We start from the raw sequence: 22,986 nt of genomic DNA on the forward strand, positions 1-22,986 counted from the left end.
AGTTACTACTCAAATAGTAAATTCTCCAAGCCGAGTGGATGTAGAGAACGTTCGTGAACGATGCCGCTAGCCTTACGTTCCTACCCAGTGCAGAGCCAGCCATGCGTGGTATGGACGACATTCAGCGAATCGGTGTCATCGGCGCGGGAACGATGGGCAACGGTATCGCCCAAGTCGCGGCGACGGCCGGATACGACGTCGTGATGCGCGACATCGAACAGGAGTTCGTCGACCGTGGCCTCTCCAGCATCGAAGACAGTCTCTCTCGGTTCGTCTCGAAAGACAAGATGGGGGAAGACGAAGCCGACGCAGTGCAGGGGCGAATTTCGGGGACGACCGAACTCGACGACCTCACCGACTGCGACTTCGTCGTCGAGGCGGCCGTCGAGAACATGGACATCAAACAGGACATCTTCGCCGACCTCGACGAACTGATGCCCGAAGACGTCGTCCTCGCGACGAACACCTCGACACTCTCCATCACGACCATCGCGAGCGTCACGGAGCGACCCGAGCAGATCGTCGGCCTGCACTTCATGAACCCCGTCCCCATCATGAAGGGCGTCGAACTCGTCGTCGGCGAGAAGACCGACCCCGAAGTGACGCAACTCGCTCACGACCTCGCAGAAGAGATGGGCAAGGAGACGTGGGAGTCCGACGACAAACCGGGGTTCGTCACGAACCGCATCCTCATGCCGTGGATCAACGAGGGCATCCGCGCCTACGACGAGGGCGTCGCCTCGAAGGACGACATCGACCGCGGGATGACCCTCGGCACCAACGTCCCGATGGGGCCGCTCACCCTCGCCGACCACATCGGTCTCGACATCTGTCTCGACGCCTCCGAGACGCTCTTCGAAGAACTCGGCGACCGGTACAAACCGGCCTACCTCCTGAAGCGCAAAGTCGACGCCGGCGACCTCGGCAAGAAGACTGGGAAAGGCTTCTACGAGTACTAACTCTGAGTCGGCGAAGCGCGACGGTCCCTCGTGAAGGCGGGACGTTTTCGAGAAAGTAGAAAAGTCAGAAAGTCAAACGGTCGAAACGGTCGCACGGTTCGACCGGGTCGACCGTCGAGGACTGTGCGTCGCGTTACTGGATGCTGTGAATCGTGTGTTTCGCGCTGCGGTTCTGTAACCACTGACGGTGGTCGAGCGTCTCACTGTTCTTTCCGAACTCGTCGACGTACTCGTCGAACGCTTCACGGTGCTCTTGGAACGCCTCGCGGTGCTCGCTGTACTTCTCTTGGTGTCGCTCCCACGCCTCGTCGTCGGCGTTGTTCTGTTCGAGACGGTCGTGCTCGGCGACGAGTCGCTCGTGTGCTTCGCTGAGCGACTGCCGCTCCTCTTGAAGTCGCTCGAACGCTCGTTCCTCGCCGACGTCGTCGAGGTCCGAACCGTTGGAGGCGTTCGATGCGTTCGACGCGTTGCCGACCGACGAGTTGCCGACCGACACGTTGCCAGCCGACGAGTTGTCGACCGATGCGTTGGCAGCAGCGCCGACCCCGTCGTCGGACTGGTCGTCGCTATCTTCCTCGCTTTCGGCCGCGTCGTCGCCGCCACCATCTGTCTCGTCACTCGACGTTTCGGTCGCGGCCGCATCGTCCGTGGCGGCCGCCGTCGCCGTCGAGTCGGCGGCAGGTTGATCGGTGGCCGGGTCGGCCGCGGCCTCACTACCGGCAGACTGTTGGTCGCTGTCGTCTGCATCGACTGCTGGCTGTGGTGAGATAGGGTCGATGGGACCGACAGCGATGACGATTGCCGCGACGAAGAACAGCGCCCCGGCGACGGTGAGTGCAAGCTGCAGATACTGTTGTGAGCCGCCGGAGAGCAACGACCGCGGCTCCGGTCGTCGCCGTCGTGTGTGCCCGGCGCTCAGCGTAGACTCCATAGGGGACACAGCCAGTGAAGCACCATTATTACAAACCGATTAATATCACCCTACTGTCACGAAACGTTCCACTAGAGTCAGCTTGGACGACAGGACGGACGGCTACTCGCATCCAGCACGCTTAACCCGACACCACACAGCAACGACAGTATGAAAGCGACCGCACGTGCCCACCCCATCCAGGGCCTCGTGAAGTACCACGGGATGCGAGACGAGGAGCTTCGACTCCCGTACCACGACAGTATCAGTGTCTGTACCGCGCCGTCGAACACGACGACGACGGTCGAGTGGTTGCCGGAGTCCGACGAAGACACCTACGTCATCGACGGCGAGGAAGTCGACGGACGCGGCGCAGAACGCATCGCGATGGTGCTCGACTACGTCCGCGAACTCGCGGAGTTCGACCACGGCGTCCGCATGGAGAGCGAGAACTCGTTCCCGTCGAACGTCGGGTTCGGGTCGTCCTCGTCCGGGTTCGCGGCCTTGGCGATGGCAGCCGTCGAATCCGCCGGCCTCGACATGACGCGCCCGGACATCTCCACCGTCGCTCGCCGCGGGTCTTCCTCGGCCGCTCGTGCCGTCACGGGTGCCTACTCACATCTCTACACCGGCTTGAACGACGACGACTGCCGCTCGAAGCGCATCGAGACTGGCGGCGACTTAGAAGAGAACATTCGCATCGTCGCCGGTCTCGTCCCCGCGTACAAAGAGACCGAACAGGCGCACAAGGAGGCCGCCGAGAGCCACATGTTCGAGGCGCGAATGGCCCACATCCACGGCCAGATTGCGGAGATGCGCGACGCCCTCCACGAGGGCGACTTCCACCGCGTCTTCGAGACGGCCGAACACGACTCGCTCTCGCTGACGGCGACGACGATGACCGGCCCCTCGGGATGGGTCTACTGGCAACCCGAGACCATCGCTATCTTCAACGCAGTTCGTGAGCTTCGTGACGAGGGCGTTCCGGTCTACTTCTCGACGGACACCGGCGCGTCGGTGTACGTGAACACGACGAAAGAGTACGTCGACGAAGTCGAACAGGCGATTGCCGACTGCGACGTCGAGACGATGGTCTGGGAAGTCGGTGGTCCGGCCGAAGTGCTGGACGAATCCGAGTCACTGTTCTGAACGAGCGTCTCTCGTCTCTTCTCCGCTACTGTCGACGAGTGCGACGGACGGCCGAACGACTTTCCCGAGCGGAGCGAGAAGACGCTACGAAGAGAACCGACCGAGAGTCTCCGTCGTGCACTCGTTCGTCGCAGACGACGCGGCGCGCACGACGTGGCTCACGGTCGAGTATTTTCGAACGGAGCGAAGACAATGACAACAACACTCTGTGACGCGTGTGGCGAAGTCGTTCCCACAGCGCGTCACTGCGAAGCGTGTCGGGAACCGCTGCAGACGGACGTCGTCCCGCCGTTCGACGACTACAGACGCGACTTCACGGCCCGGATGAGCGACGCCGCACTCGACGCGGACCACGACAGCGTCTCGTTCGAGGCACTTCGGTCGAGACACGACAGCTACGAGCGTCCGCTCGGCGGCTACCTCGTCGAGGGCGAGCAGCCGGAGATTGTCTGCGAACTCTCGTCGGCGCACGTCGCCGACGACGGGTCGTACGACTTCGAACTCGACACTGGTTTCCTGAAGAGCGGCCACCTCGTCGTGACCAGCGAGCGACTGGTGACGGTGTTGCCCGGGTCGGGCGAGCCACAGGTCTTCGAAGTCGGGATGACGGACGTCGTCGGCGTGGAGACCGATTCGAAACTGCTCGGTGCGTCGCTCGTCGTCTCGCTGGCGAGCGGGTTCACCGTGACGTACGACGTCGACGCCGACGACACACTGCTGACCGAGTTGGCCGACGCCGTCCGGCGGGTGGAAGCACGCCACGACTCTACGGAGTCGCGGGCGGCGAAGTTCGTGCAAGCCGTCGACGACGAGGTCGAGGCGGCTGACGACGCAGAGACGGTGCTCCGGAACGTCGCAGACCTGTTCGCGGCGCGAGACGAGGTGTCCTACGTCGACCACGCCGTCGCCGACGCTGACTCGGTCGACGAGTTACTCGACGCAATCGGCGACGCCAGACGCGGTGGCGACGACGAACGCGGTGACGACACCGACGACAGTTCGACGCTCCCGGTGACGGACCGCGACGCCGACAGAGGGCGACTCACGCTCCCCAAGCGCCCGACGCCGGGGTCGATTCGAACACGAGTCACCGGGACACTCAAGGACGCCGACCCGCGGGAAGTAGGGAAGTACACCATGGCCGCGACACTGGGGCTGGGAGCCTACGCCATCTCTGCGCCGTTCTCGACGACGGCCGGATTGGCTGCGCTCGCGGCCGGCGGGACGGCGACCGGCCTCTACGCGAGTGCCAACCCAGAGTCGGTCGTCGGCCAAGTCGACCCGATGATGCTCGTGACGACGATGAACCAGCGTGGCCGCCACGTCCACAACAGTCCGATTGCCGGCTCCGCCAACGTCGGCCGAACGCTCGGCGTCGCCGAGTACCTCGGGGGACTGGAGTACGATTCGGCGTACGCACAGTGGCTCGTCGAGGCCGACATCGACTCGGTCGTCGACGCAGCGGAAGTGGCCCAGCGACGCGCCGAACAGAACCCTGCTCTCGGCGGCCCACGCGAGGCGTCGCTGCTCGGTGCGCTCGGCGGACTCGCGCACGGCTACACGGACTTCGACGGCGATGTCGGCTCGCTCTTCGACCGCGAGACGTCTGATGTGGACGCGGACGATGCAGTAGACATCCCTACAGTCGACGCACTGCCAGAGGACACCTCCGAAGCGCAGCAGTCGGACGAGTAGGGTCGGCCGTGCTGTCGCGTTCTCCCCCGCCCACACGCTCTTTGTCTTGCGGTCCTACGCCATGACCATGCAGATAGCCGTCCTCGGCGCAGGCTACGCGGGACTGACCCTCGCCCGCCGACTCGAAGACCGACTGCCCAGCGACGTCGACATCGTCGTCGTCGACGAGTCGCCGACCCACCTCGTCCAACACGAGGTCCATCGCGTCGTCCGCCGCCCCTCTATCGTCGAGGCCATCACCGTCCCGCTGACCGACGTTCTCGACCGTGCAGAAGTCGTCACGGCTCGCGTCGAGAACGTCGACGCCGACGCCCAGACCGTCGAACTGGACTACGGCGAGACCATCCACTACGACTACGCCGCAGTCTGTCTCGGGGCCGAGACGGCCTACTACGGCCTCCCCGGCGTCGAAGAGCACAGCACACCGTTGAAACGCGTCGCCGACGCCGAGCAGATTCGAGCGGACTTCCTCGACGTGTGTGACTTCGGTGGCACCGTCGTCGTCGGTGGCGCGGGCCTCTCGGGCGTGCAAGTCGCAGGCGAACTCGCCGCGCTCGCCGCGGAACAGGACGTCGCCGACGCTGTCGACGTGATGCTGCTCGAACAGATGGACAGCGTCGCGCCGAACTTCCGCGAGGACTTTCAGGAGGCCGTCCACGACGAGTTGCTCGCCCGCGGTGTGGAGATTCGAACCGGCGCGACGGTCACTCGCGCGACGGCCGACGAACTCGAACTCGAATCGGGGACCATCGCCTGTGACCAGTTCGTCTGGACGGGCGGTATCAGCGGGTCCGACGCGATGCACGGCGACCGACCCATGGTTCGAAACGACCTCCGACTGAACGACTCGACGTTCGTCGTCGGCGACGCCGCTCGAATCGTCGACAGCGACGGCCAGGCCGTCCCCGCCAGCGCATCCGCGGCCATCCGCGAGGCTGGAACCGTCGCCGGCAACATCGAGAAACTCGTCGAGCACGACCTGTTCGACGACGACGACTTCGCACCACGGATGGAGCCGTACCGCTTCGAGGTGCCCGGGTGGGTCGTCTCCATCGGTGACGGCGCGGTGGCACAGGTCGGCCCGACTGTCGTCCGCGGTGCGGCGGCGAAAGCCATGAAGACGAGCATCGGCGCGGGCTATCTCGGGTCGGTGAAAGCGGTCACGCAGGCGACGGAGTTGGTGCGAGAAGAACTCGGCCACGGCGACGACGACTGAGATTCTGGTTATCGACCCGCCGCCGCGACGAGTTCCTTGACGCGCTGTTCGTCGACGGCGTTCGTCGTTCGTCCGCCGCGTTTGAGTGCCGTTCCGACGATTGCGCCGTCGGCGACGGTGAGTAGTTCACCGACCGTCTCTTTCGTTACTCCACTGCCGACGAACACGGGTGCGCCCACGTCTAACTCGGCGCTCCGCGTGACGACGGCGGCCAGTCGGTCGGTGTCGACGGCGTGGCCGGTCCCCGCGCCGGAGACGATGACGCCGTCCGCGAGGCCGCGTTCGACCGTCTCGGCGACGATTTCGGGGTCGAACCCGTCGCCGCCGAGTGGTGCGGAGTGCTTGACGTCGACGTCGGCGAGCACCCGCACGTCCGAACCGAGTCGTTCACGGAGTCGAATCGTCTCGTGTGCCTGTCCCTCGACGACGCCTTGGTCCGTCACTCGCGCGCCGGTGTGGACGTTGACGCGGACGAACGCTGCCCCAGTCGCCGCCGCGACAGAGAGCGCGGCGTCGGCGTCGTTTCGGAGGACGTTCACGCCGACCGGGAGGTCGACGGCGTCGACGACGCTAGAGACGGCCGTCGTCATCTCCGCGACGACGTGTTTCGGCACGTCGTCGGGGTAGAACGGTGCGTCGCCGAAGTTCTCGACGACGAGGCCGTCGACGCCGCCCGCTTCGAGCGTCTCCGCGTCGGCGACGGCGCGGTCGTGAATCGTCTGCCGGTCGCCGGCGAACCGCGGCGACCCGGGAAGCGGCGCTAAGTGGACCATGCCGACGACGGGAGTGTCGACGCCGAACACGTCAGTGTTCATACGCGCTCGTTCGTGGCGACGGACAAAAGCGTCGTGGGTGCGCCGTCCGGTGGTTTTCGGAGCGAGTCAACCACTCGTCTTGAGTTCGACGCGGTACCCGAACGGGTCGTGGACGTAGACGGCGGGGGCGACGCCCGTCGCACCGAGCGGTTCGAGTTCGCCTGCGATTTCGACGTCGTGCGCGTCGAGACGCGCTTTGACCTCGTCGAGAGACTCACGCACGCGGATGGCGACGTGGTCGTAATTCTCGCGCCGGGTCGGTTCGACGAACTCCTCGTCGGGCCAGAGATGGAGCACGCAGCCGTCGGCGAGTCGAACGCTGAAGAACGGCTTCTCGTCGGGATACGTGTCGAGTCCTTCGAGTGAGAAGTCCAGTGCGTCGACGTAGAACTCGCGAGCGCGGTCAACTCCGTCCGCGGGAATACGCAGGTTGACGTGGTCGATTGCCTCGGCGTCCATACCCTCGCTTGGTTCCGAGAACCGAAAGAGACGACGGCCCGAACTCGCTCGGACCTACAACGACTTGGCCATCTTCACGTGCGGGATGTTGGCTTCGAGGAACTCCTCGCCGACCTGTTCGTAGCCGAGTTTCTCGTAGAAGTCTCGGGCGCTCGTCTGTGCGTGGAGGTAGAAGCGGTCGAACCGCTCCTCGTCGGCGACGCTTTCGAGCGACTCCATCAGCTTTCGTCCCCAGTCCTCTCCTCGCGCCGACTCCAGGACGGCGACGCGTTCGACTTTGCAGACGCGATTACCGTCGAGTTCGTACTCGCGGAAGCGGGCCGCACCGACCGGTCTCCCCTCGTCGTATGCGACGAAGTGCGTCGCCGTCTCCTCGTACTCGTCCCACTCCAGCGATTCGGGAACGCCCTGTTCGTCGACGAACACCGCTCGTCGAACCTCGAACGCGTCGTCGCGCATCGCCGCACCGTCGGCGACGAAGACGCCGTCTCGTGTCATGGTCCCCTCTTCGCGCGGGGTGGCTTTCGCGTTTTTGGGTTCGACTCTCGGCTTCGGCAAACCTATCTCACTGGCACCGCGACTCCGACTATGACCGACCTCGGGAAAGTCGACCGCTCGTTCTTCGACGAACACATCTACCCGAACTTGGGTGCAGACCGCGACGACGTCGCCATCGGCCCGAAGCACGGCGTCGACTTCGGCATGCTGAACCTCGACGGGACGGCCGTCGTCATGGCTACCGACCCGCTCTCTGTCCTCCCGCAACTCGGTTTCGACCGCGCCGGACGGTTCGCCCTCCACATCGTCCTCTCGGACGTCGCTGTTTCAGGCCTACTCCCGACGCATCTCGCCGTCTCCTTCACGCTCCCGCCCGAAATCACCGACGAGCAGTTCGCCGAACTCTGGGCCGCCATCGACGAGGAGTGTCGCGAGTTGGGCATCAGCATCGTCACCGGCCACACCGCACGCTACGGCGGCGTCGACTACTCGTGGGTCGGCGGTGCGACGGCGATGGCCGTCGGCGACCCCGACGACGTGGTTCGCCCCGACGGCGCACGTCCCGGCGACAAAGTGCTCGTGACGAAAGGACCCGCCGTGGAGGCGACGGGTCTCCTGACGACGCTCTTTCCCGACCAGTTCGACCTCTCCGAGGAGGTTCTACAGGAAGCGCAGTCGCGACTCGACGAGACGCGAACCGTCCGCGACGCCACCACCGCGGCCGCCGCAGGCCCGGTGACGGCGATGCACGACGCCACCGAGGGCGGTCTGTTCGGCGCACTCGACGAAGTCGCCGAAGGCGCAGGCGTCCGCCTCGACGTCGACACCGACGAGATTCCCGTTCAACCCGGTGTCTTCGCGGTCTGTGACTCGCTCGGCATCGACCCGTGGCTCTCGACCAGTTCCGGCACGCTCGTGATGACCGTCGGTGCCGACGGCGTCGACGACGTGCTCGCAGAACTCGACGCGCGAGGGACACCGGCCGCCGTCGTCGGCGAGGTCAGCGAGGGTACGGGCGTCTACGTCGACGGCGAGTTACTGGAACACCCCGGCGTCGACCCGTCGTGGGCGGCCTACGAGCAGTTGGCAGCCAACGCGGCCGACGCCGCGGACGACGGCGAGTAACTGCTTCGTCCTCACTCGTCGCCCCCGCCCACCCCCACGCTCGCACGGAGTCGCTCGGCCACCGCGTCGAACGCCTCGTCGGCCACGTCGACGGAGTCAGTCAAACTCAGAAAACCGTGGGTCATCGTCGAGTGATGCTGGTGGTCGACGTCGACGCCTGCGGCGGCGAGTCGCTCGGCGTAGGCGATGCCCTCGTCACGGAGCGGGTCGAATCCGGCGGTGACGACGGTGGCCGGTGGGAGTTCCGAGAGGACGGACTCGGACGTGTGGAGGACGGACGCATACGGGTTCGCGCCGTCGACGGGACTTCGGAGGTACTGCGCCCAGAACCACTCCATGTCCGCTCGCGTGAGCAGGGGTCCGTCAGCGTTCTCGGCGTAGGAGTCGGTGTCGAACGCGTAGTCGGTGATGGGGTAGAAGAGCGCTTGATGCGCGACGTCGGGGCCGTCGAACTCGCGTGCCCTGAGTGCGACGGCGGCCGCGAGGTTGCCACCGGCGGAGGTGCCGGCGACGACGAGTCTCGACCCGTCTCCGCCGAACGTCTCGGCGTTCTCGGCCGCCCACTTCAGCGCCGCGTAGGCGTCGTCGAGACCGGCCGGGAACGGATGTTCGGGTGCGAGACGGTAGTCGACGGAGACGACGACACCACCGACGCGACGGGCGAGATTTCGACAGATGTCGTCCGCCGAGTCGAGCGTTCCGAGCGTCCACCCCCCGCCGTGATAGAAGACGAGCGTCGGCGCGGGCGTGGCGATAGTCTCGTCACTGGGTCGGTAGACGCGTACGGGGACGTCGCCGTGCGGGCCGTCGAAGGCGTAGTCACGGACGAACTCGACGTCCGCTCGCTCGTCGCTCGTGAACACCTCGTCTTCGACGCGGCGGCCGCAGTCGACGCTCATCGCGTGCCACTCCGGAACCCCCTCGGCTTCGATGTCGGCGACGACTGCCGCGAGTTGCGGGTCTAACTCTGTCGTCTCGTGGTCGGGCATATTCGACCCTTCGGCGGCGGTCAGTTATAGCTCACCGTCCTCGGCGGCCCCGGAGTGTGCCGTCCGTACACACGATTCATACCGGCAATCTCCGGCGATAACCGGCGATTCAAACGTCTCTACCGTCTTCACTCACTGTGGGTATCTTGCAGACGCTCTTCGGTGACGACGCTCGGGTCCTCTACGAGCGGAACTTTCAGCTACTGCTCCTCGCGAGTCTCAGTTCGCCGCTCGGTGCGTCCGTCGTCTCGCCGATTCTGGAGGGGCTGACCGGACCGCTCGGCACGTCGAGCACCCAAATCGGTCTCCTCATGGCCGTCTTCACCGCGCCTGCCATCTTCCTCATCCCCGTCGTCGGCGTCGTCTCGGACAGGGTGGGTCGAAAACCCGTCCTCACCGCCGGTCTCTTGCTCTTCGGCCTCGCCGGACTCGCTATCTCGCTGACGACGGAGTTCCGCGTCGTCCTCGGACTTCGGTTCCTGCAGGGCGTCGGCTACACCGGTATCGCGCCCGTTCTCATCACCAGCGTCGGCGACATCTTCGCCGCTGACGACGACGCCGAGGCCGCCGCACAGGGACTCCGGTTCACGGCCGTCGGCCTCTCGCTGACTCTCTTTCCCGTCCTCTCGGGCGCGCTCGTCGTCCTCGCGTGGCAGTACCCGTTCTTCCTCTACGGACTCGCCGTCCCGACGGCGCTCGTCGTCTTCCTGCTCTTCGAAGAACCGACGGCCGTCGGCGACGAGAGCGAGGGCGACGACTCCATCGGGGCACTCCTCTCGCTCGCCTCCCATCCGCGAGTGGCGGCGACGCTCGTCGGGCGAGCGATTCCGTCGTTCCTCTGGTTCGTCTTCCTGACGTACAACTCGGTGGTCGTGGTCCGTCTCTTGGGTGCGAACCCCGGCGTGGCGGGTCTGCTCGTCGCCGCCGCTAGCGTCGCCTCCTCGGTTAGTTCGACACAGTCCGGACGCATCACCACCGCGTTCGACACGCGGGTCGTTCCGATGCTCGTGTCGACGCTGGCCGTCGGCGGCGGCGTCGTCGCCCTCGCGTTCGCTCCCTCCACGCTCGTCGCGGGCCTCGGTGTCGTCGTCGCCGGTGCTGGATTCGGCGTCGGTCTCACGCTCTACCGGAGCGCGCTGACCGGCAGCGCACCGGTGGACCTGCGCGGTGGTCTCGTCAGCCTCGGCGAGTCTTCGGGCCGACTCGGCAGTACCGTCGCACCGGTGCTCACCGGTGCAGTCATCGCCTTCGCGACCCCGGCACTCGGGGAAGCCGCGGCGATTCGCTGGGGCATCCTCGGCGTCGTCGCCGCGGGCGTCCTCGTCGGCGTCGCCAGCGTCGTCGTCGTCGACCGGTACGACGTCCCGACGCGTGCGACGACGGTGACGGCGGCCGACTGAACTCGCATATCCGGAACTGACAACACACCTCCCGCCGAGGGAGGTGCATGGACGACTTCGACCCGAGTCGCGAGGCCGCCGTCGCACGGGACCGCGACGACCCGCTCTCGACACTCCGCGACCGCTTCTCGCTCCCCGACGACGAGTTCTACATGGACGGTAACTCGCTCGGCCCGCTCTCTACCGACGCCGAAGACACCCTCTCGCGCGTCGTCGACGAGTGGCGCGAACTCGGTATCAGAGGCTGGACCGACACCGACCCCGACTGGTTCAACTACGGCGAACATCTCGGCGAGCGACTCGCGCCGATGCTCGGGGCCGAAGGCGACGAAGTCGTCGTCACCAACTCGACGACGGTCAACATCCACACGCTGGTCGGGACGTTCCTCGACAAACTCAGAGAGGAGGGCGGCCCGCTGACCGTGCTCGCCAACGACCTCGACTTCCCGACGGACCACTACGCCATCCGCGCCCAACTTCGCCAGCGAGGACTGGACCCGGACGACCACCTCCACCTCGTCGAGAGTCGTGACGGCCAGACCATAGAAGAAGCAGACGTCGTCGCCGCGCTGGAGGAAGAGGAGATTGGCATCGTGTTCATGCCCTCCGTCCTCTACCGGAGCGGCCAACTGCTCGATATCGAACGCATCACCGAAGCGGCCCACGATGCTGGAGCATACGCCGGGTTTGACCTCGCACACTCGGTCGGTGCGGTCGACCACGACCTCTCGGCACACGGCGTCGACTTCGCCGTCTGGTGCACCTACAAGTACCTGAACGCCGGCCCCGGTTCGGTCGGCGGCCTCTACGTCAACGAGCGACACTTCGGGACGACACCCGCACTCGCGGGATGGTGGGGCAACGACAAGGAGACCCAGTTCGATATGGACCTGACCTACGACCCCGCCCAGAGCGCCGGCGCGTGGCAGATTGGAACGGTACACATGCTCTCGGCGGCACCCTTGGAAGGGTCACTCGACATCTTCGACGAAGCCGGCATCGAGGCGGTTCGCGAGAAGTCCGTCGCCCTCACCGACGCCCTCGCGGCACTCGTCGACGAGCGGTTACCGGAGTGTGAGGTCGGCACGCCGCGCGATGCGGCCCGCCGCGGCGGACACGTCGCCATCGAACATCCCGAGGCGTACCGAGTGAGTCTCGCCCTGAAAGACCGCGGCGTCGTCGTCGACTTCCGCCAACCGAACGTCGTTCGCGTCTGTCCCGCGCCGCTCTACACGAGTCACGCCGACGTGTGGGACGTAGTGGAGATTCTCCGCGAGATTCTCGACGAGGAGACGTACGCCGAGTACGACCCGCGCGGTGCGGGCGTGACGTAGGTTTCGAGTTGCAACGTCGCCGGGTCGTTCACCGTCCGTCCCTGCCTGGCCAGCGAGAGGAAGTCGCCGACGAGTACGCCGAACGGGTCCGGTACAGCCGACATTCTGGCGGGTAACATCACTCGGAGTGGATTTGTGTTTCGAGGGAGTGTACGAACGCAGAACAGATGGAAACGACCGGTCGAGTGTGCTATCGGACGGCGCGGAACAGGACGCCGACGACGACGGAGATGCCGTAACAGCCGACGACGAACGGGAACCAGAACACCCACAGCGCGAAGTTCGGAAAGAGGTAGCTCCCGAACGAACTGCCGACCATCATGATGAGGTAGCCGGGATAGGCCAACGGCGTCATCAACCGACCGTCGAGACTGCCGGCGGTGAGCGGGACGACGAGGAGTGCGAACGTCACGAGCACCGACGGTCCAGCGACCAACCGTCTGAGACTGCTCTCGTTGTCGGTGCTCACGACGCGTCACCTCCGGTGTGGCGCTCGATACCGTGTTTCGCCAGGAGTGTCTCGGCGATACTCGCCGTCCACTGGGCGGCCGTCCGCGGGTCCAAGATGAACTTCGTCGACTCGACGAGGTAGCCCGGTTGCCCGAGGTCACCGGCGACTTTGTGCATCAGGAGCGGGTGGTCGCCGTCGACGAGGTTGCCGCGTTTGTACCGGTGGTACGGCATGTACCACGGGACGACTGTTTCGTTCACCTCGGCGATTGTCTGCTCGGCGTACTGTGGTGCAGGTTCGACGCGACTCGGGAAGATGACCTGTCCGACGAAGCTCTCGTGGGTTCGATAGATTCCCTTCGAGGAGTGGAGGTCGAGGACCACGTCGGGGTCGGCGTCGGTGACGACACCCCACAGCGCGCGCGCCAGTTTCGTCGTCGGTTGCTCGCCCGGCGGGAACTTCCGGTTGAAGTCGCCTTGGTCGTTCTTTCGCGTTCCACGGTCGATGGCGACGCGGTTCGCCTCCGGGACGGCGACGATACGGCCGGCGTCGATGTCCCACGACGCGACTTCGGTGGCCGCTCGGTAGCCGCTCGGTTCGTCGCCGTGCATCCCGCCGACGACGACGGCCGTCGGGCCGTCTGCCGGCGCGTCGATGGTGACGATGTCCGTCTCGTACTTCGTTCCGGCGAGCAACGTCGACGTCGTCCGCTCGGAGACTCGCTCGCCCTGCATCGCTGTCGCAGTCCCCGCCGCGGCGACGCCGACGCCCGAACATCCGAGCGCCGCCGTCGCGCGTTCGATGAAGGTCCGTCGTCTCATTGTGCGCTCTTAGAGAGACGAGGAGAATATTATCGGGGGACTAAACGTGAGAGAGGCGGCAATCGGTGCCGTCCGTGCCACGGTCACCCATAGACACGGGGGCAGAGGGACAACACAGACACGGACACAGACACACGGTTCTGACGAACACGATTCGGACGCACTGGTCGTCACTCGTCGGCGTTCGAGTCGTCGTCGCTCTCTCGCCCCGCTCGCTCCGGAAGTCGTCGCGAGAGGCGTTCGAACCGACTGCGTGCGCGTTCCCGGCGCGACGCCGTCTCCTGTGTGTCCAACGTCGCCGCCGCGAGTTCACCGGCTTCGAGTCGAACACAGAGGACTGAATCGGCCATCCGGCCGAGAGACGGGAGTTCAGCGAGTGGAGCGACGAGTTCGCCGACGGCGTCGCCCTCACGTTCGAGGACGAGCACCGCGAGTTCCGCTCCTCTCTCTTCACCCGCTTCGATTCGGTCGACGACGGCGGTGTACCAGCCGTCTGCTGTCTCTACGTCGTCCATCAGTACGCCTCCTGTAGGACCGGTTCACCCGCCGCGGTCATCACGGTGACGACGTCGCCGTCGTTGTTCCAGACGGGCGACGACGCGTTCCAGTAGTACCGCGTCGTGGTGTCGGTTCCGGCACCGGTAGAGAGCGTCAGTCGTTCGCCGGGAACGAGCGTCGCTCCCACGGGGAACGTGTACGTCGCTCCACGCTCGTCGCGGACGGTCCATCCCGAGAGGTCGAGCGTCACGTCACCAGTGTTCTCGAAGACGACGTACTCGTCGCCGAGGTTCGTCCGGTCGTCGCCTGCGGCGTCGGCGTGGACGCTCACGAGTACGAGTCGCCCATCCTCGTCGTCTCCGTCGGGTCGGGCGTCGTCACCACCGTCGGTGACGAGGACGGGCGTCGTCTGCTCGCCGGTCGACACACGGAGTCGAAGTCTTTCGCGAACGGGGTCGGCCGTTCCCGATTCGACGGCGGGTGCGTCGCGGAGTTCGAGTGGGTCCGTCGGTGCGGCCCGCTGTGTCGACACGGTGAGCGTCTCGCCGTTGCTTACGACGACGACGTCGCCGTGAGTGCCCGTCCAGTAGGTCGGCAGCGACCGGGCCGCGAATCGGTCGAGTGTCTCCTCGTGGGGGTGGCCGAACTGAGAGTCGTAATCACTGGAGACGACGACGAGGAGTGGCTCAGAAGCGTTCAAGAGCGCATCGCTGGTACTGGTTCGACTCCCGTGGTGGCCCGCTTGCAGGACTGTCGTCCGTAGCTCGGAGCCGTATCGCTCGACGAGATACGCTTCCCCCGTCTCTTCGGCGTCGCCAGTCAGGAGCACACTCGTCTCTCCGAAGGTGACGTGGAGGACGACGCTGTTCTCGTTTCGGCGCTCCCCGGCGAGGTACGGGTCTGGTGGTGCGAGGACGCGCACTGTCGCTCCCGCGAACGGGAGTTCGTCACCTGTCCGGACCTCGTAGAGCGGGACGTCGTACGTCTCGACAGCGTCGAGGTAGCGACCGTAGGTCGCCGTCGTCGAGACGAGACCGGGGTCGTAGACGGCACCGACGCCGTCGGCCTCCGTCTCGTAGTACGTGATGACGGCGGCGTGCCCGCCGATGTGGTCGGCGTCGGCGTGGGTCGTCACCAAATGGTCGAGACGGGTCACGTTGGCGCGTTGGAGATACGCGAGCACCTCGTCGCCGTCGTCGGTGAAGTCGCCCGTGTCGACGAGCATCGTCTCGCCAGTCGGTCCTACCAGGAGGACGCTCGCTGACTGGCCGACATTGACGAAGTGAACCGCGAGCGTGCCGTTCGGTGCACTGCCACCGTCTCCCCTGCTTTCGGCAGGCGTCGCCGAGGCGTCGAGTGGCGTGAACACCGACTCCGACGACGAGTCGTCCGTCGGCGCGACGAGACAGCACCCGACGAGAATCACCACTCCACCGACGACTGCGAGGACGACGAGGAACACGAGCGCAAGCGTGAGAACCCGGCGAGATACCATCACCGAGAGGAGGAAGCGAGAGGAGACAACCCTTCTGCCCATCGATGGAGGGTGAGTGCGTGACTGCGCCCACTCGGGAGGAGAAAGCCGGTAAATACAGCCATCAATCATCACTGTTCTTCACGCGTTACTGGAGATGCAATGGCTCGAAACTTCACCGACGACGACCGAAACAAACCCGTCTACACCGCGACCGGCGACCGAATCGGAACCATCCGCGACGTCCACGACGACCGTGCGACCGTCGACCGCGACGATGACGCGGACCTCACGGACAAGGTGAAAGACTTCCTCGGCTGGGGCGACGACGACTCGGACGAGATTCGCAGCGAACACGTCGACTCGAACGACGACGAGATTCGACTCCGCGAGCAGCGGTAGTCCGACAGCCTCCAGTCCAGTTCCAGTTCCTGCTGCACCCCATCTCTTCGAATCGACGCACCCAGCGTTCTCGCTCTCGACGAACGTGAGCATCGCGTCTCGCGCTGTCGGCGGAGCCAGCCCCGCCGCACGATTGCTCGCCAGTCGTACACGCTCGTCTTCCTCGTCGTGTTGTTCACCCGCTTCGCCACGTTTCTCGTCGCGAGACAGTGGATAGACGTGTCGGAGAGCGACCGAGACAAACCCGACGACCGAACCGACTCGAACCGAGCCACGTCGTTTTCCGTCTGCCACACGCCTTTTATCGTTCTCGCCGTCGCTACTGCTGTGACGAATCTCGACCTACCGGCCATCGGCTACGGGACGTCCGGCGACGAAGACGGCGACGTGTGGACCGACAGCGTCGCGGCGGCGTTGCACGCCGGCTACCGCCACGTCGACACCGCACAGATGTACGAGAACGAAGCGGCAGTCGGCGCGGGAATCGAACGGAGCGACGTGGACCGCGAGGACGTCGTGTTGGCGACGAAAGTACATCCCGAGAATCTCGCACCCGACGACGTACAGCGCACAGCGAGAGAGAGTCTCGACCGTCTCGGCGTCGAATCGGTCGACATGCTCTACGTCCACTGGCCGGCGAAAGCGTACGACGCCGAAGCGACGCTTCCAGCGTTCGACGAACTCCGTGGTGACGGACTGACCGACCACGTCTGTCTGAGCAACTTCACTCCAGAACTCCTCGACGAAGCGCGCGACGTGCTCGATGCACCCATCGCCGCCCACCAAGTCGAGTGCCATCCGCTCCTCCCACAAGAGGAACTCCGCGAGTACGCGAAGCAGCACGACCACACGCTCGTCGCCTACTCGCCGCTGGGCCGCGGGAAGATTATCGACCACCCGGTTCTCGTCGACGTCGCGGAGAAACACGACGTCTCGACGGCGCAGGTGTGTCTGGCGTGGGCCGTCGAACACGACGTCGTCCCGATTCCGAAATCGACGGGCGACCACATCGCCGACAACCTCGACGCGACGACGCTGGAACTGGACGAAGAGGACCTCGGCAGTATCGACGATATCGAAGAACGGCGGCGCGTAATCGACCCCGAGATGGGGCCGTGGAACCGCGACTGACGCGACTGACGTGAGTGTCTGTGGTCGGCTACTCTCCGCTCAACGCTGTGAGTCGCGGAGGATGAACGGCCCGATAGCGAGTGTCCGCTTCGCGATGGTCGCGATACGTGCGATGTACGAGATGAGTAGTAAGAAGGGAAGAGACGTCACGGCGAACCCACTCGCGGTCATCCAGATGAGGTTCGGGACGCCGAGCGATTCGCCGGTTATCGCACTCCCGCCGAGATACGTCGTGATGAACCCGGCGACGATGAGCGCCGGCAACGAGAGATAGAGGATGTTCTGTGACAGGCTGATGAGTTCCCACTCGAAGTACAACGTCTTGATGTGCTCGCGAGCGGGGCCGAACATCGAGAGCGCGCGCTTCAGGTCGTCGAAGATGGTGAGCGTCTCGTCGGAGATGTCGTCGTCGTACTCGTCGACGAGTCGCTCGACTTGGAAGATTTTCCACCCGTAGTTGTAGTCGAGTGCCGCGGCGAGGACGGTGTAGGACCCGAACTTCCGCCCTTCGAGTCGGTCCGCTGCGGTGTCGGCGTTGTCGATGAGACTGTCGGTGAATTCGGCGACTTCGCTCCGGAGCGTCTCGTTGTCGGCGTCGGCGACCGAGTCGCGGAGAGCCGTCGCGTAGTCTTTGCTCTCCAAGATGAGCGCACGGAGGAATTCCGAGGGGTCTGCCGGAACCGGTGTCCCGGTAATCTCTTTCGTGTACTCGCGAAAGTCCATCGTGCTGCTCATCCGTTCGTGCTGGTCACCGAGCGGGCCGTTCTCCTGTGAGATGACTATCTGCGAGATGGTCAACACGAGTGTGACCCCGGTGATGATGGCTGCAATCATCGTCGAGAAGACGGTTTCGACCGTGTCGGCGGTCTGTGCATCGGTCAGGTAGTACTGATAGAAGAACGTCCCACCGAAGACGAACACGCCGAAGATGAGAAGCGACATCAACCCGGCCACGAACAGACGGTTTCCGTCGAGGACGACCCACGTCTTGACGCGCGTCTCGCCGGCGCGCTTGCGCATCGTGTTCGCGGTACTGACTTCGTCGACGTCCGACGCGTCGACGTTCGGATTCTCCGCTCGCGTCTCGATGCTCTCTGCGGAGTCTTCACTCATCGGCACACACCACTCTCGAAAGAGAGAGTCGTCGACCTCCAGCCCGCGTGTCTGTCGTTCATTCAGGAGACGACCAACGTACGTCGAGCACTTCAGAACACCGCTCTCACTCACCGCCCTTTCTCACTTCCCCTCTGCTCATCTCTCCTCAGCTCTGCTTATCTCTCCAATCCCCCCTCTCCTTAGCTCGATTCCTTCGTCGGTCCCATCGCTCACAGCCGAGTGACCGAGCAGCCGCCAGTGCAGTGATAAGGCTTCCACGAGCAGAGTAGCCAATGGAACACACATCTCGACTGTGGCGTGTCACTCTCGTCGGACTTCTCCTCGTCGCCTGCAGTGGCTGTGTAACCGTCCAACCGGATGTCGTCGTACAGGAAGACGACTCGAGCGTGTTCGAATCGGTGACCACGAACAGCGAGTGGGGCACGTCGTCCGTCCAGGCGTCGGTGACGCTCACCTCGTCGGCGACGACGAGCCAAGGGGTGACGCAGATAAACGTGATAACGAGAGACGGAAAGTCGTTCTACACGACGACAGTCGACAGCGGCCAGACGAACGTCTCACTGCCGGTCCCGACTGGCCAAGCGTCCACACTCGTCGCCGTGAACACCGTCAACGGAACTGTCGTCGGGATGCAGAACGTGACCGTCACTGGGACAAGGTATCCGTAAGAGACTGTTGCTGCTGACACTGTCGCCACCGCTGTTCGTCGTCGTTGCGTTCGAACCGAAACACACCGTCGAGTGACTGCGCTCGTCCTACGTGAGGATGAGCGGTCCGACGGTCAGCGTCTGTTTCGCGAGCGTCGCCAGTCGAAGCACGTACGACGTGAACACCAAGAACGGCGTGACCGAGATGGCGAACGCGGCGCTGACGACCCAAAGCATCGTCTCCAGACCGAACAGCGTCCCGGGGAACGTCGTCGGGTCGACGAAGACGACCATCCCGCCGGCGACGATGAGTGCCGGAACCGACGCGTAGAGAATCGCTCGCGAGAGTTTGACCAGCGCCCACTGGATGTACAGAACCTTGACGTACTCGCGGACGGGTCCGAACATCGCCACGGCTTCCAACATCTCTCTGAACGCCGTCCGCTCGTCTGTACTGAGTGCGTCTTCGTACACCTCGCCGAGTCGTCGGATGTCGTGTATCTTCTGGGCGTAGTTGAAGTCGAGTGCCGGCGAGACGACGGTGAACGTCCCGAAGTCGGCGTCTTCCAACTCCTCGTGTGCCGTCTCTGCGTTGCCGTGGAGGTCGCTGACGTACCGGTCTATCTCGGCCCGGAGTCGCTCGTCGTCGTTGTCGCCGACCGACTCTCGCAGCGTAGTCGCCCGGTCTTGACTCACGCGAAGGAGCTTTCTGAGGAACGTCGCCGGTTCGGAGGGCGTGGTCGTGCCGAACAGTTCGTCGGTGTTCTGATAGAAGTCCATCGTCGTGTCCATCCGCGTCCGCTGCGTCCCGAGCGACCCGATCTCTTGCGAGAGAACGAGTTGATTGATGGAGACGACGAGCGTCGTACTCGTGATGATGGCACCGACGAGTCCCGAGAACACCGTCTCGACCATGTCGCTCGTCTTCATCATCGACACGAGCGATACCGGCTTGAACGCGCCGAACACCACGAACGAGATGAAGACGCAGAGTGCGAGGACTCCCACGAGTACCCAGCGGTTGACGGAGAGCAGCACCCAAAAGAGGTACTCGTTCACGTCGGTCCGTTTCCGAAGCTTGTTCGGCGTCGACAGTTCTCGTTCGGTCTCGATGTCACTCATCGAGTACCTGCCGCTTGAGGAGCAAGAACTTCGTCCCCCCTTTGTCGTAGTCGATGGGTCCAACGAGTTCCCACCCCTCGGCACCCAGTTCGTTGAGTTCGGCCGTCGGGTCGACGACTTCCCGTTTCGTGAGTCCCTTCGGTGGCTCCAGTGCTTTGTACTCCCACGTCGGTCGACTAGCAGTACACATACCCAGTACGTCTCCCCGTCAGCCCTTAAGCGATGTCGCCGCTGGAGGGGTTTCGAGGGCGTCGCTGTCTCCATTCTCGGCTACAGCGGTCGTTTGCATAGAAGAGAGAACGGTCTTGCGAACGTCGATATCTGGACAGTGAGTTCTTCACCCAACGGTTCGAAGCGTGACGCGTTTCCTAGTTAACGAACTCCTCACCCACGAAAGCCGAGTAGCCGAAGGCCGTTCAGCGAGACGAGAACCGTCGAACCCTCGTGACCGACCACTGCGAGCGGGAGCGGGATGCCTCGCAAGAGGATCGTGCCGACCATGAGTGCAATCGCGCCGAAGGCGATTGCGAGATTGATCGTGAGCGTTCGGCGGGTCTTGCGTCCGAGACCGAGCACGTAGGGAATCTTGCTGAGATCGTCGCCCATGAGTACCACGTCGGCAGTGTCGAGTGCGACGTCGGTCCCTGCGCCGCCCATCGCTATGCCGAGGGTCGCTGTGGCGAGCGCCGGTGCGTCGTTGACACCGTCGCCGACCATCGCCACGTTCTCGTGTCGCTCGACCAGGTCTTCGATCGTCGCTACTTTCTCTTCGGGCAGTAGTTCCGCTTGGACTTCGTCGATGCCGACCTCGTCGGCGATGCGCTGTGCGACACGCTCGTTGTCGCCCGTCAGCATGACGATGTGCTCTACGCCCAGCGAGCGGAGGTCGTCGATCATCTTGGCAGCGTCAGGGCGGACCGTGTCGGTGAACGCGAACCATCCGAGTACGCTGACGTCGCCGTGACTCTCTCGGGCAACGAGAACGCTGGTCTTTCCCTCCTCCTCTAACGCCTCGAGGCGTTCGAGGCCAGGTTCGAGCCCATCGATTGCCACGTCTCCGAGGACGGTCTGGAAGTAACTGCGATTTCCAATGTGGGTCGTTTGGCCACCGACCTCTGCTTTGACCCCCTTCCCGGCGACCGACTGAAACCGCTCTGCGTCGGCGACGTCGAGTGATTGCGCTTCTGCCGCCCTCACGGTCGCACGAGCGAGGTGGTGTTCCGAGCGGGCCTGCACTGCGGCAGCGATAGAAAGTAGCTCGTCCTCCGACAGTGTCTCGTCCGCCATCCCGTCACGGACGAATACGTCGGTCAACTGTGTGTTGCCCTCTGTGAGGGTACCGGTCTTGTCGAACGCGACCGCGTCGATACGTGCTGCGGTCTCGACGTGTTCGCCGCCCTTGAACAGCACTCCCTGTCTTCCCCCGGAGGCGATTGCGGAGAGGACTGCTGCAGGCGTCGAGATGATTACTGCACACGGGGACGCGGCGACCATGAGTGTCATCGCGCGGTAGAACGTCTCCGTGAACTCGCTCCCGAACGCGAGCGGAACTGCGATAGCTACGACGGTAAGTGCGAACACCCCGAGGACATACGGCTGTTCGAGTCGGTCGATGAGTCGCTGTGTCGGCGCCTTCTCGCTCTGGGCGCGTTCCACCATGTTGATGAGGCGGCTGATCGCCGATTCGTGGGCTTGTCGTGTGACTTCGATCTCGAGGCTCCCGCTCTCGTTGATCGTGCCGCCGAACACCTCATCATCGGGTTCCTTGGGCACGGGCACTGATTCGCCGGTGAGCGAGGCTTGATCGACCGTCCCCTCGCCGGACACGACGACACCGTCAAGCGGAATTCTGTCGCCGGGGCGGACGACGAACACGTCACCGACGGCGACCTCCTCGATAGGAACCGTCACCTCCTCACCATCACGGAGGATCTGCGCTTCGTCCGGTCGCATCTCGACGAGTGACTTGATCGCCCGGCGGGAGCGGCCGATCGCGTAGTGTTGGAGCGTGTTCGACAGCGAGAACAGGAAGAGGAGCATCGCGCCCTCGAACGGCGCGCCGATCGAGAGCGCCCCGAGCGCAGCAACGATCATCAACAGGTCGATGTCGACAGCGCCGTGACGAAGCGTCTCGATCGCTCCCTTGAGCCCGTACCACCCACCGAAGACGTAAGCAACGCCGTAGCCCGCCCACATGATGAGTGTCGGTCCATCGAGCCACCCCGTCGCCAAGCCGGTCACCATGCCGGCCAGCGTCAGACTGACGAACGATGCCTCCCGCCTGAGGTCCGAGCGGGTGGTCATCTCGTCGGTTGCCGTGTCGGTCTCGTCTTGGATCGAGACGTCACGGTTGCGGACCGCTCCTCGAAGTTGTTCCTCTGAGGTGACGCTCTCGTCGTAGGTGATTCGAACGCTCCCCGTTCGGAACGAGACGTCGACGTCGTGGACGCCGGGTACGTCCCGGAGCTGTCGTTCGAGGGCTCGCGCTCCCGATTCGCCGCGACCGCCTCGTCGTTCGATCTGGACGGCACACGTCGATAGCGGGGGTGATTCAGTCACTGTCATGCGATCTCCCCAGATACTGCATTGTGATTCGATACTGTCGGTCTGTCATTGTGTTCCCATCTGACTGCATACGAAGCGGGTCCTCGAACTGTGGATCTGTCTTCTGTCCTTCTTGTCCGGACGATTCAGTTGACGTCGTCATCGGTATCCGTGTTCGGCGGGTGACTGTCTCGGCGACTGGTAGGCCGCCAGCCTCCACGTCGATAGCCG

At 64.4% G+C, this 22,986-nt stretch carries 23 protein-coding genes; 10 read left to right on the top strand and 13 right to left on the bottom strand.

Annotation, left to right across the window (positions count from 1 at the left end):
• Window positions 1–101 precede the first annotated feature (101 nt).
• Window positions 102–959, top strand: coding sequence for a 3-hydroxyacyl-CoA dehydrogenase family protein (locus BM083_RS13255; protein ID WP_089869945.1), 858 nt, complete (start codon window positions 102–104; stop codon window positions 957–959).
• A gap of 133 nt (window positions 960–1,092) precedes the next feature.
• Here BM083_RS13255 and BM083_RS13260 read toward each other — a convergent pair whose 3' ends face one another.
• The gene (locus tag BM083_RS13260) at window positions 1,093–1,890 is read right to left on the bottom strand and encodes a hypothetical protein (protein WP_089869946.1); all 798 of its coding nucleotides are present in this window, start codon (window positions 1,888–1,890) and stop codon (window positions 1,093–1,095) included.
• Window positions 1,891–2,040: 150 nt separating this feature from the next.
• Here BM083_RS13260 and mvaD point away from each other — a divergent pair, with 150 nt between their 5' ends.
• The 3 genes from mvaD (at window position 2,041) to BM083_RS13275 (ending at window position 5,929) form a co-directional block, all read left to right on the top strand.
• On the top strand, window positions 2,041–3,018 hold the full coding sequence (mvaD, locus tag BM083_RS13265) for a phosphomevalonate decarboxylase MvaD (RefSeq protein WP_089869947.1): 978 nt from the start codon (window positions 2,041–2,043) through the stop codon (window positions 3,016–3,018).
• Between the two features lie 192 nt (window positions 3,019–3,210).
• Window positions 3,211–4,713, top strand: coding sequence for a hypothetical protein (locus BM083_RS13270; RefSeq protein ID WP_089869948.1), 1,503 nt, complete (start codon window positions 3,211–3,213; stop codon window positions 4,711–4,713).
• Between the two features lie 67 nt (window positions 4,714–4,780).
• Window positions 4,781–5,929 (top strand): NAD(P)/FAD-dependent oxidoreductase, encoded by a 1,149-nt coding sequence (locus BM083_RS13275; RefSeq protein ID WP_089869949.1) that lies wholly within the window; start codon window positions 4,781–4,783, stop codon window positions 5,927–5,929.
• A gap of 8 nt (window positions 5,930–5,937) precedes the next feature.
• Here BM083_RS13275 and BM083_RS13280 read toward each other — a convergent pair whose 3' ends face one another.
• From BM083_RS13280 to BM083_RS13290, 3 genes are all read right to left on the bottom strand, one after another.
• Complete coding sequence (locus BM083_RS13280; RefSeq protein ID WP_089869950.1) at window positions 5,938–6,744, bottom strand: BtpA family protein; 807 nt, start codon at window positions 6,742–6,744, stop codon at window positions 5,938–5,940.
• Between the two features lie 66 nt (window positions 6,745–6,810).
• Window positions 6,811–7,203 carry a VOC family protein gene (locus BM083_RS13285; protein ID WP_089869951.1) on the bottom strand — a complete coding sequence of 131 codons (393 nt, stop codon included), beginning with the start codon at window positions 7,201–7,203 and terminating at the stop codon, window positions 6,811–6,813.
• Between the two features lie 54 nt (window positions 7,204–7,257).
• Window positions 7,258–7,701, bottom strand: coding sequence for a GNAT family N-acetyltransferase (locus BM083_RS13290; protein WP_089870092.1), 444 nt, complete (start codon window positions 7,699–7,701; stop codon window positions 7,258–7,260).
• Between the two features lie 90 nt (window positions 7,702–7,791).
• Between BM083_RS13290 and BM083_RS13295 the strand changes: the two genes are divergently transcribed.
• Window positions 7,792–8,826: an AIR synthase family protein gene (locus tag BM083_RS13295; protein ID WP_089869952.1), complete on the top strand. Its 1,035-nt coding sequence runs from the start codon at window positions 7,792–7,794 to the stop codon at window positions 8,824–8,826.
• 11 nt (window positions 8,827–8,837) lie between these two features.
• On the opposite strand, the gene BM083_RS13300 is transcribed toward BM083_RS13295, so the two are convergent.
• Complete coding sequence (locus BM083_RS13300) at window positions 8,838–9,815, bottom strand: alpha/beta hydrolase (RefSeq protein ID WP_089869953.1); 978 nt, start codon at window positions 9,813–9,815, stop codon at window positions 8,838–8,840.
• 137 nt (window positions 9,816–9,952) lie between these two features.
• On the opposite strand from BM083_RS13300, the gene BM083_RS13305 reads away from it, so the two are divergent.
• Window positions 9,953–11,215 (top strand): MFS transporter, encoded by a 1,263-nt coding sequence (locus tag BM083_RS13305; RefSeq protein WP_177197632.1) that lies wholly within the window; start codon window positions 9,953–9,955, stop codon window positions 11,213–11,215.
• A gap of 47 nt (window positions 11,216–11,262) precedes the next feature.
• A complete protein-coding gene (gene kynU, locus BM083_RS13310) occupies window positions 11,263–12,549 on the top strand; it encodes a kynureninase (protein ID WP_089869955.1) in 1,287 nt (428 codons plus the stop codon).
• A 190-nt stretch (window positions 12,550–12,739) separates the two neighbouring features.
• Here kynU and BM083_RS13315 read toward each other — a convergent pair whose 3' ends face one another.
• The 4 genes from BM083_RS13315 to BM083_RS13330 form a co-directional block, all read right to left on the bottom strand.
• Window positions 12,740–13,018 carry a hypothetical protein gene (locus BM083_RS13315; protein WP_089869956.1) on the bottom strand — a complete coding sequence of 93 codons (279 nt, stop codon included), beginning with the start codon at window positions 13,016–13,018 and terminating at the stop codon, window positions 12,740–12,742.
• Window positions 13,015–13,821, bottom strand: coding sequence for a succinylglutamate desuccinylase/aspartoacylase family protein (locus BM083_RS13320; RefSeq protein ID WP_089869957.1), 807 nt, complete (start codon window positions 13,819–13,821; stop codon window positions 13,015–13,017). The genes BM083_RS13315 and BM083_RS13320 overlap by 4 nt, the downstream gene beginning before the upstream one ends.
• Before the next feature lie 170 nt (window positions 13,822–13,991).
• A complete protein-coding gene (locus BM083_RS13325) occupies window positions 13,992–14,336 on the bottom strand; it encodes a DUF3006 family protein (protein WP_089869958.1) in 345 nt (114 codons plus the stop codon).
• The gene (locus BM083_RS13330) at window positions 14,336–15,814 is read right to left on the bottom strand and encodes a lamin tail domain-containing protein (RefSeq protein ID WP_089869959.1); all 1,479 of its coding nucleotides are present in this window, start codon (window positions 15,812–15,814) and stop codon (window positions 14,336–14,338) included. Before BM083_RS13330 ends, BM083_RS13325 begins: the two co-directional genes overlap by 1 nt.
• Before the next feature lie 141 nt (window positions 15,815–15,955).
• Between BM083_RS13330 and BM083_RS13335 the strand changes: the two genes are divergently transcribed.
• On the top strand, window positions 15,956–16,195 hold the full coding sequence (locus BM083_RS13335; protein ID WP_089869960.1) for a hypothetical protein: 240 nt from the start codon (window positions 15,956–15,958) through the stop codon (window positions 16,193–16,195).
• A gap of 327 nt (window positions 16,196–16,522) precedes the next feature.
• A complete protein-coding gene (locus tag BM083_RS13340) occupies window positions 16,523–17,326 on the top strand; it encodes an aldo/keto reductase (RefSeq protein ID WP_089870093.1) in 804 nt (267 codons plus the stop codon).
• Between the two features lie 39 nt (window positions 17,327–17,365).
• On the opposite strand, the gene BM083_RS13345 is transcribed toward BM083_RS13340, so the two are convergent.
• Window positions 17,366–18,439 (bottom strand): DUF7972 family membrane protein, encoded by a 1,074-nt coding sequence (locus tag BM083_RS13345; protein ID WP_089870094.1) that lies wholly within the window; start codon window positions 18,437–18,439, stop codon window positions 17,366–17,368.
• A gap of 275 nt (window positions 18,440–18,714) precedes the next feature.
• Here BM083_RS13345 and BM083_RS13350 point away from each other — a divergent pair, with 275 nt between their 5' ends.
• Window positions 18,715–19,110, top strand: a complete 396-nt coding sequence (locus tag BM083_RS13350; protein WP_089869961.1) for a hypothetical protein — start codon at window positions 18,715–18,717, stop codon at window positions 19,108–19,110.
• Window positions 19,111–19,197: 87 nt separating this feature from the next.
• On the opposite strand, the gene BM083_RS13355 is transcribed toward BM083_RS13350, so the two are convergent.
• The 3 genes from BM083_RS13355 to BM083_RS13365 all read right to left on the bottom strand — a co-directional run bounded on the left by BM083_RS13355 (window position 19,198) and on the right by BM083_RS13365 (window position 22,776).
• Entirely contained in the window at window positions 19,198–20,211 is a 1,014-nt protein-coding gene (locus BM083_RS13355) for a DUF7972 family membrane protein (protein WP_089869962.1), read from the bottom strand.
• Entirely contained in the window at window positions 20,204–20,401 is a 198-nt protein-coding gene (locus BM083_RS13360; RefSeq protein WP_089869963.1) for a DUF4177 domain-containing protein, read from the bottom strand. The genes BM083_RS13355 and BM083_RS13360 overlap by 8 nt, the downstream gene beginning before the upstream one ends.
• Window positions 20,402–20,595: 194 nt before the next feature.
• Window positions 20,596–22,776, bottom strand: coding sequence for a heavy metal translocating P-type ATPase (locus tag BM083_RS13365; RefSeq protein WP_089869964.1), 2,181 nt, complete (start codon window positions 22,774–22,776; stop codon window positions 20,596–20,598).
• Between the last annotated feature and the right edge of the window lie 210 nt (window positions 22,777–22,986).

It is taken from the genome of Halogranum rubrum (assembly GCF_900114455.1).
GTDB lineage: Archaea > Halobacteriota > Halobacteria > Halobacteriales > Haloferacaceae > Halogranum > Halogranum rubrum.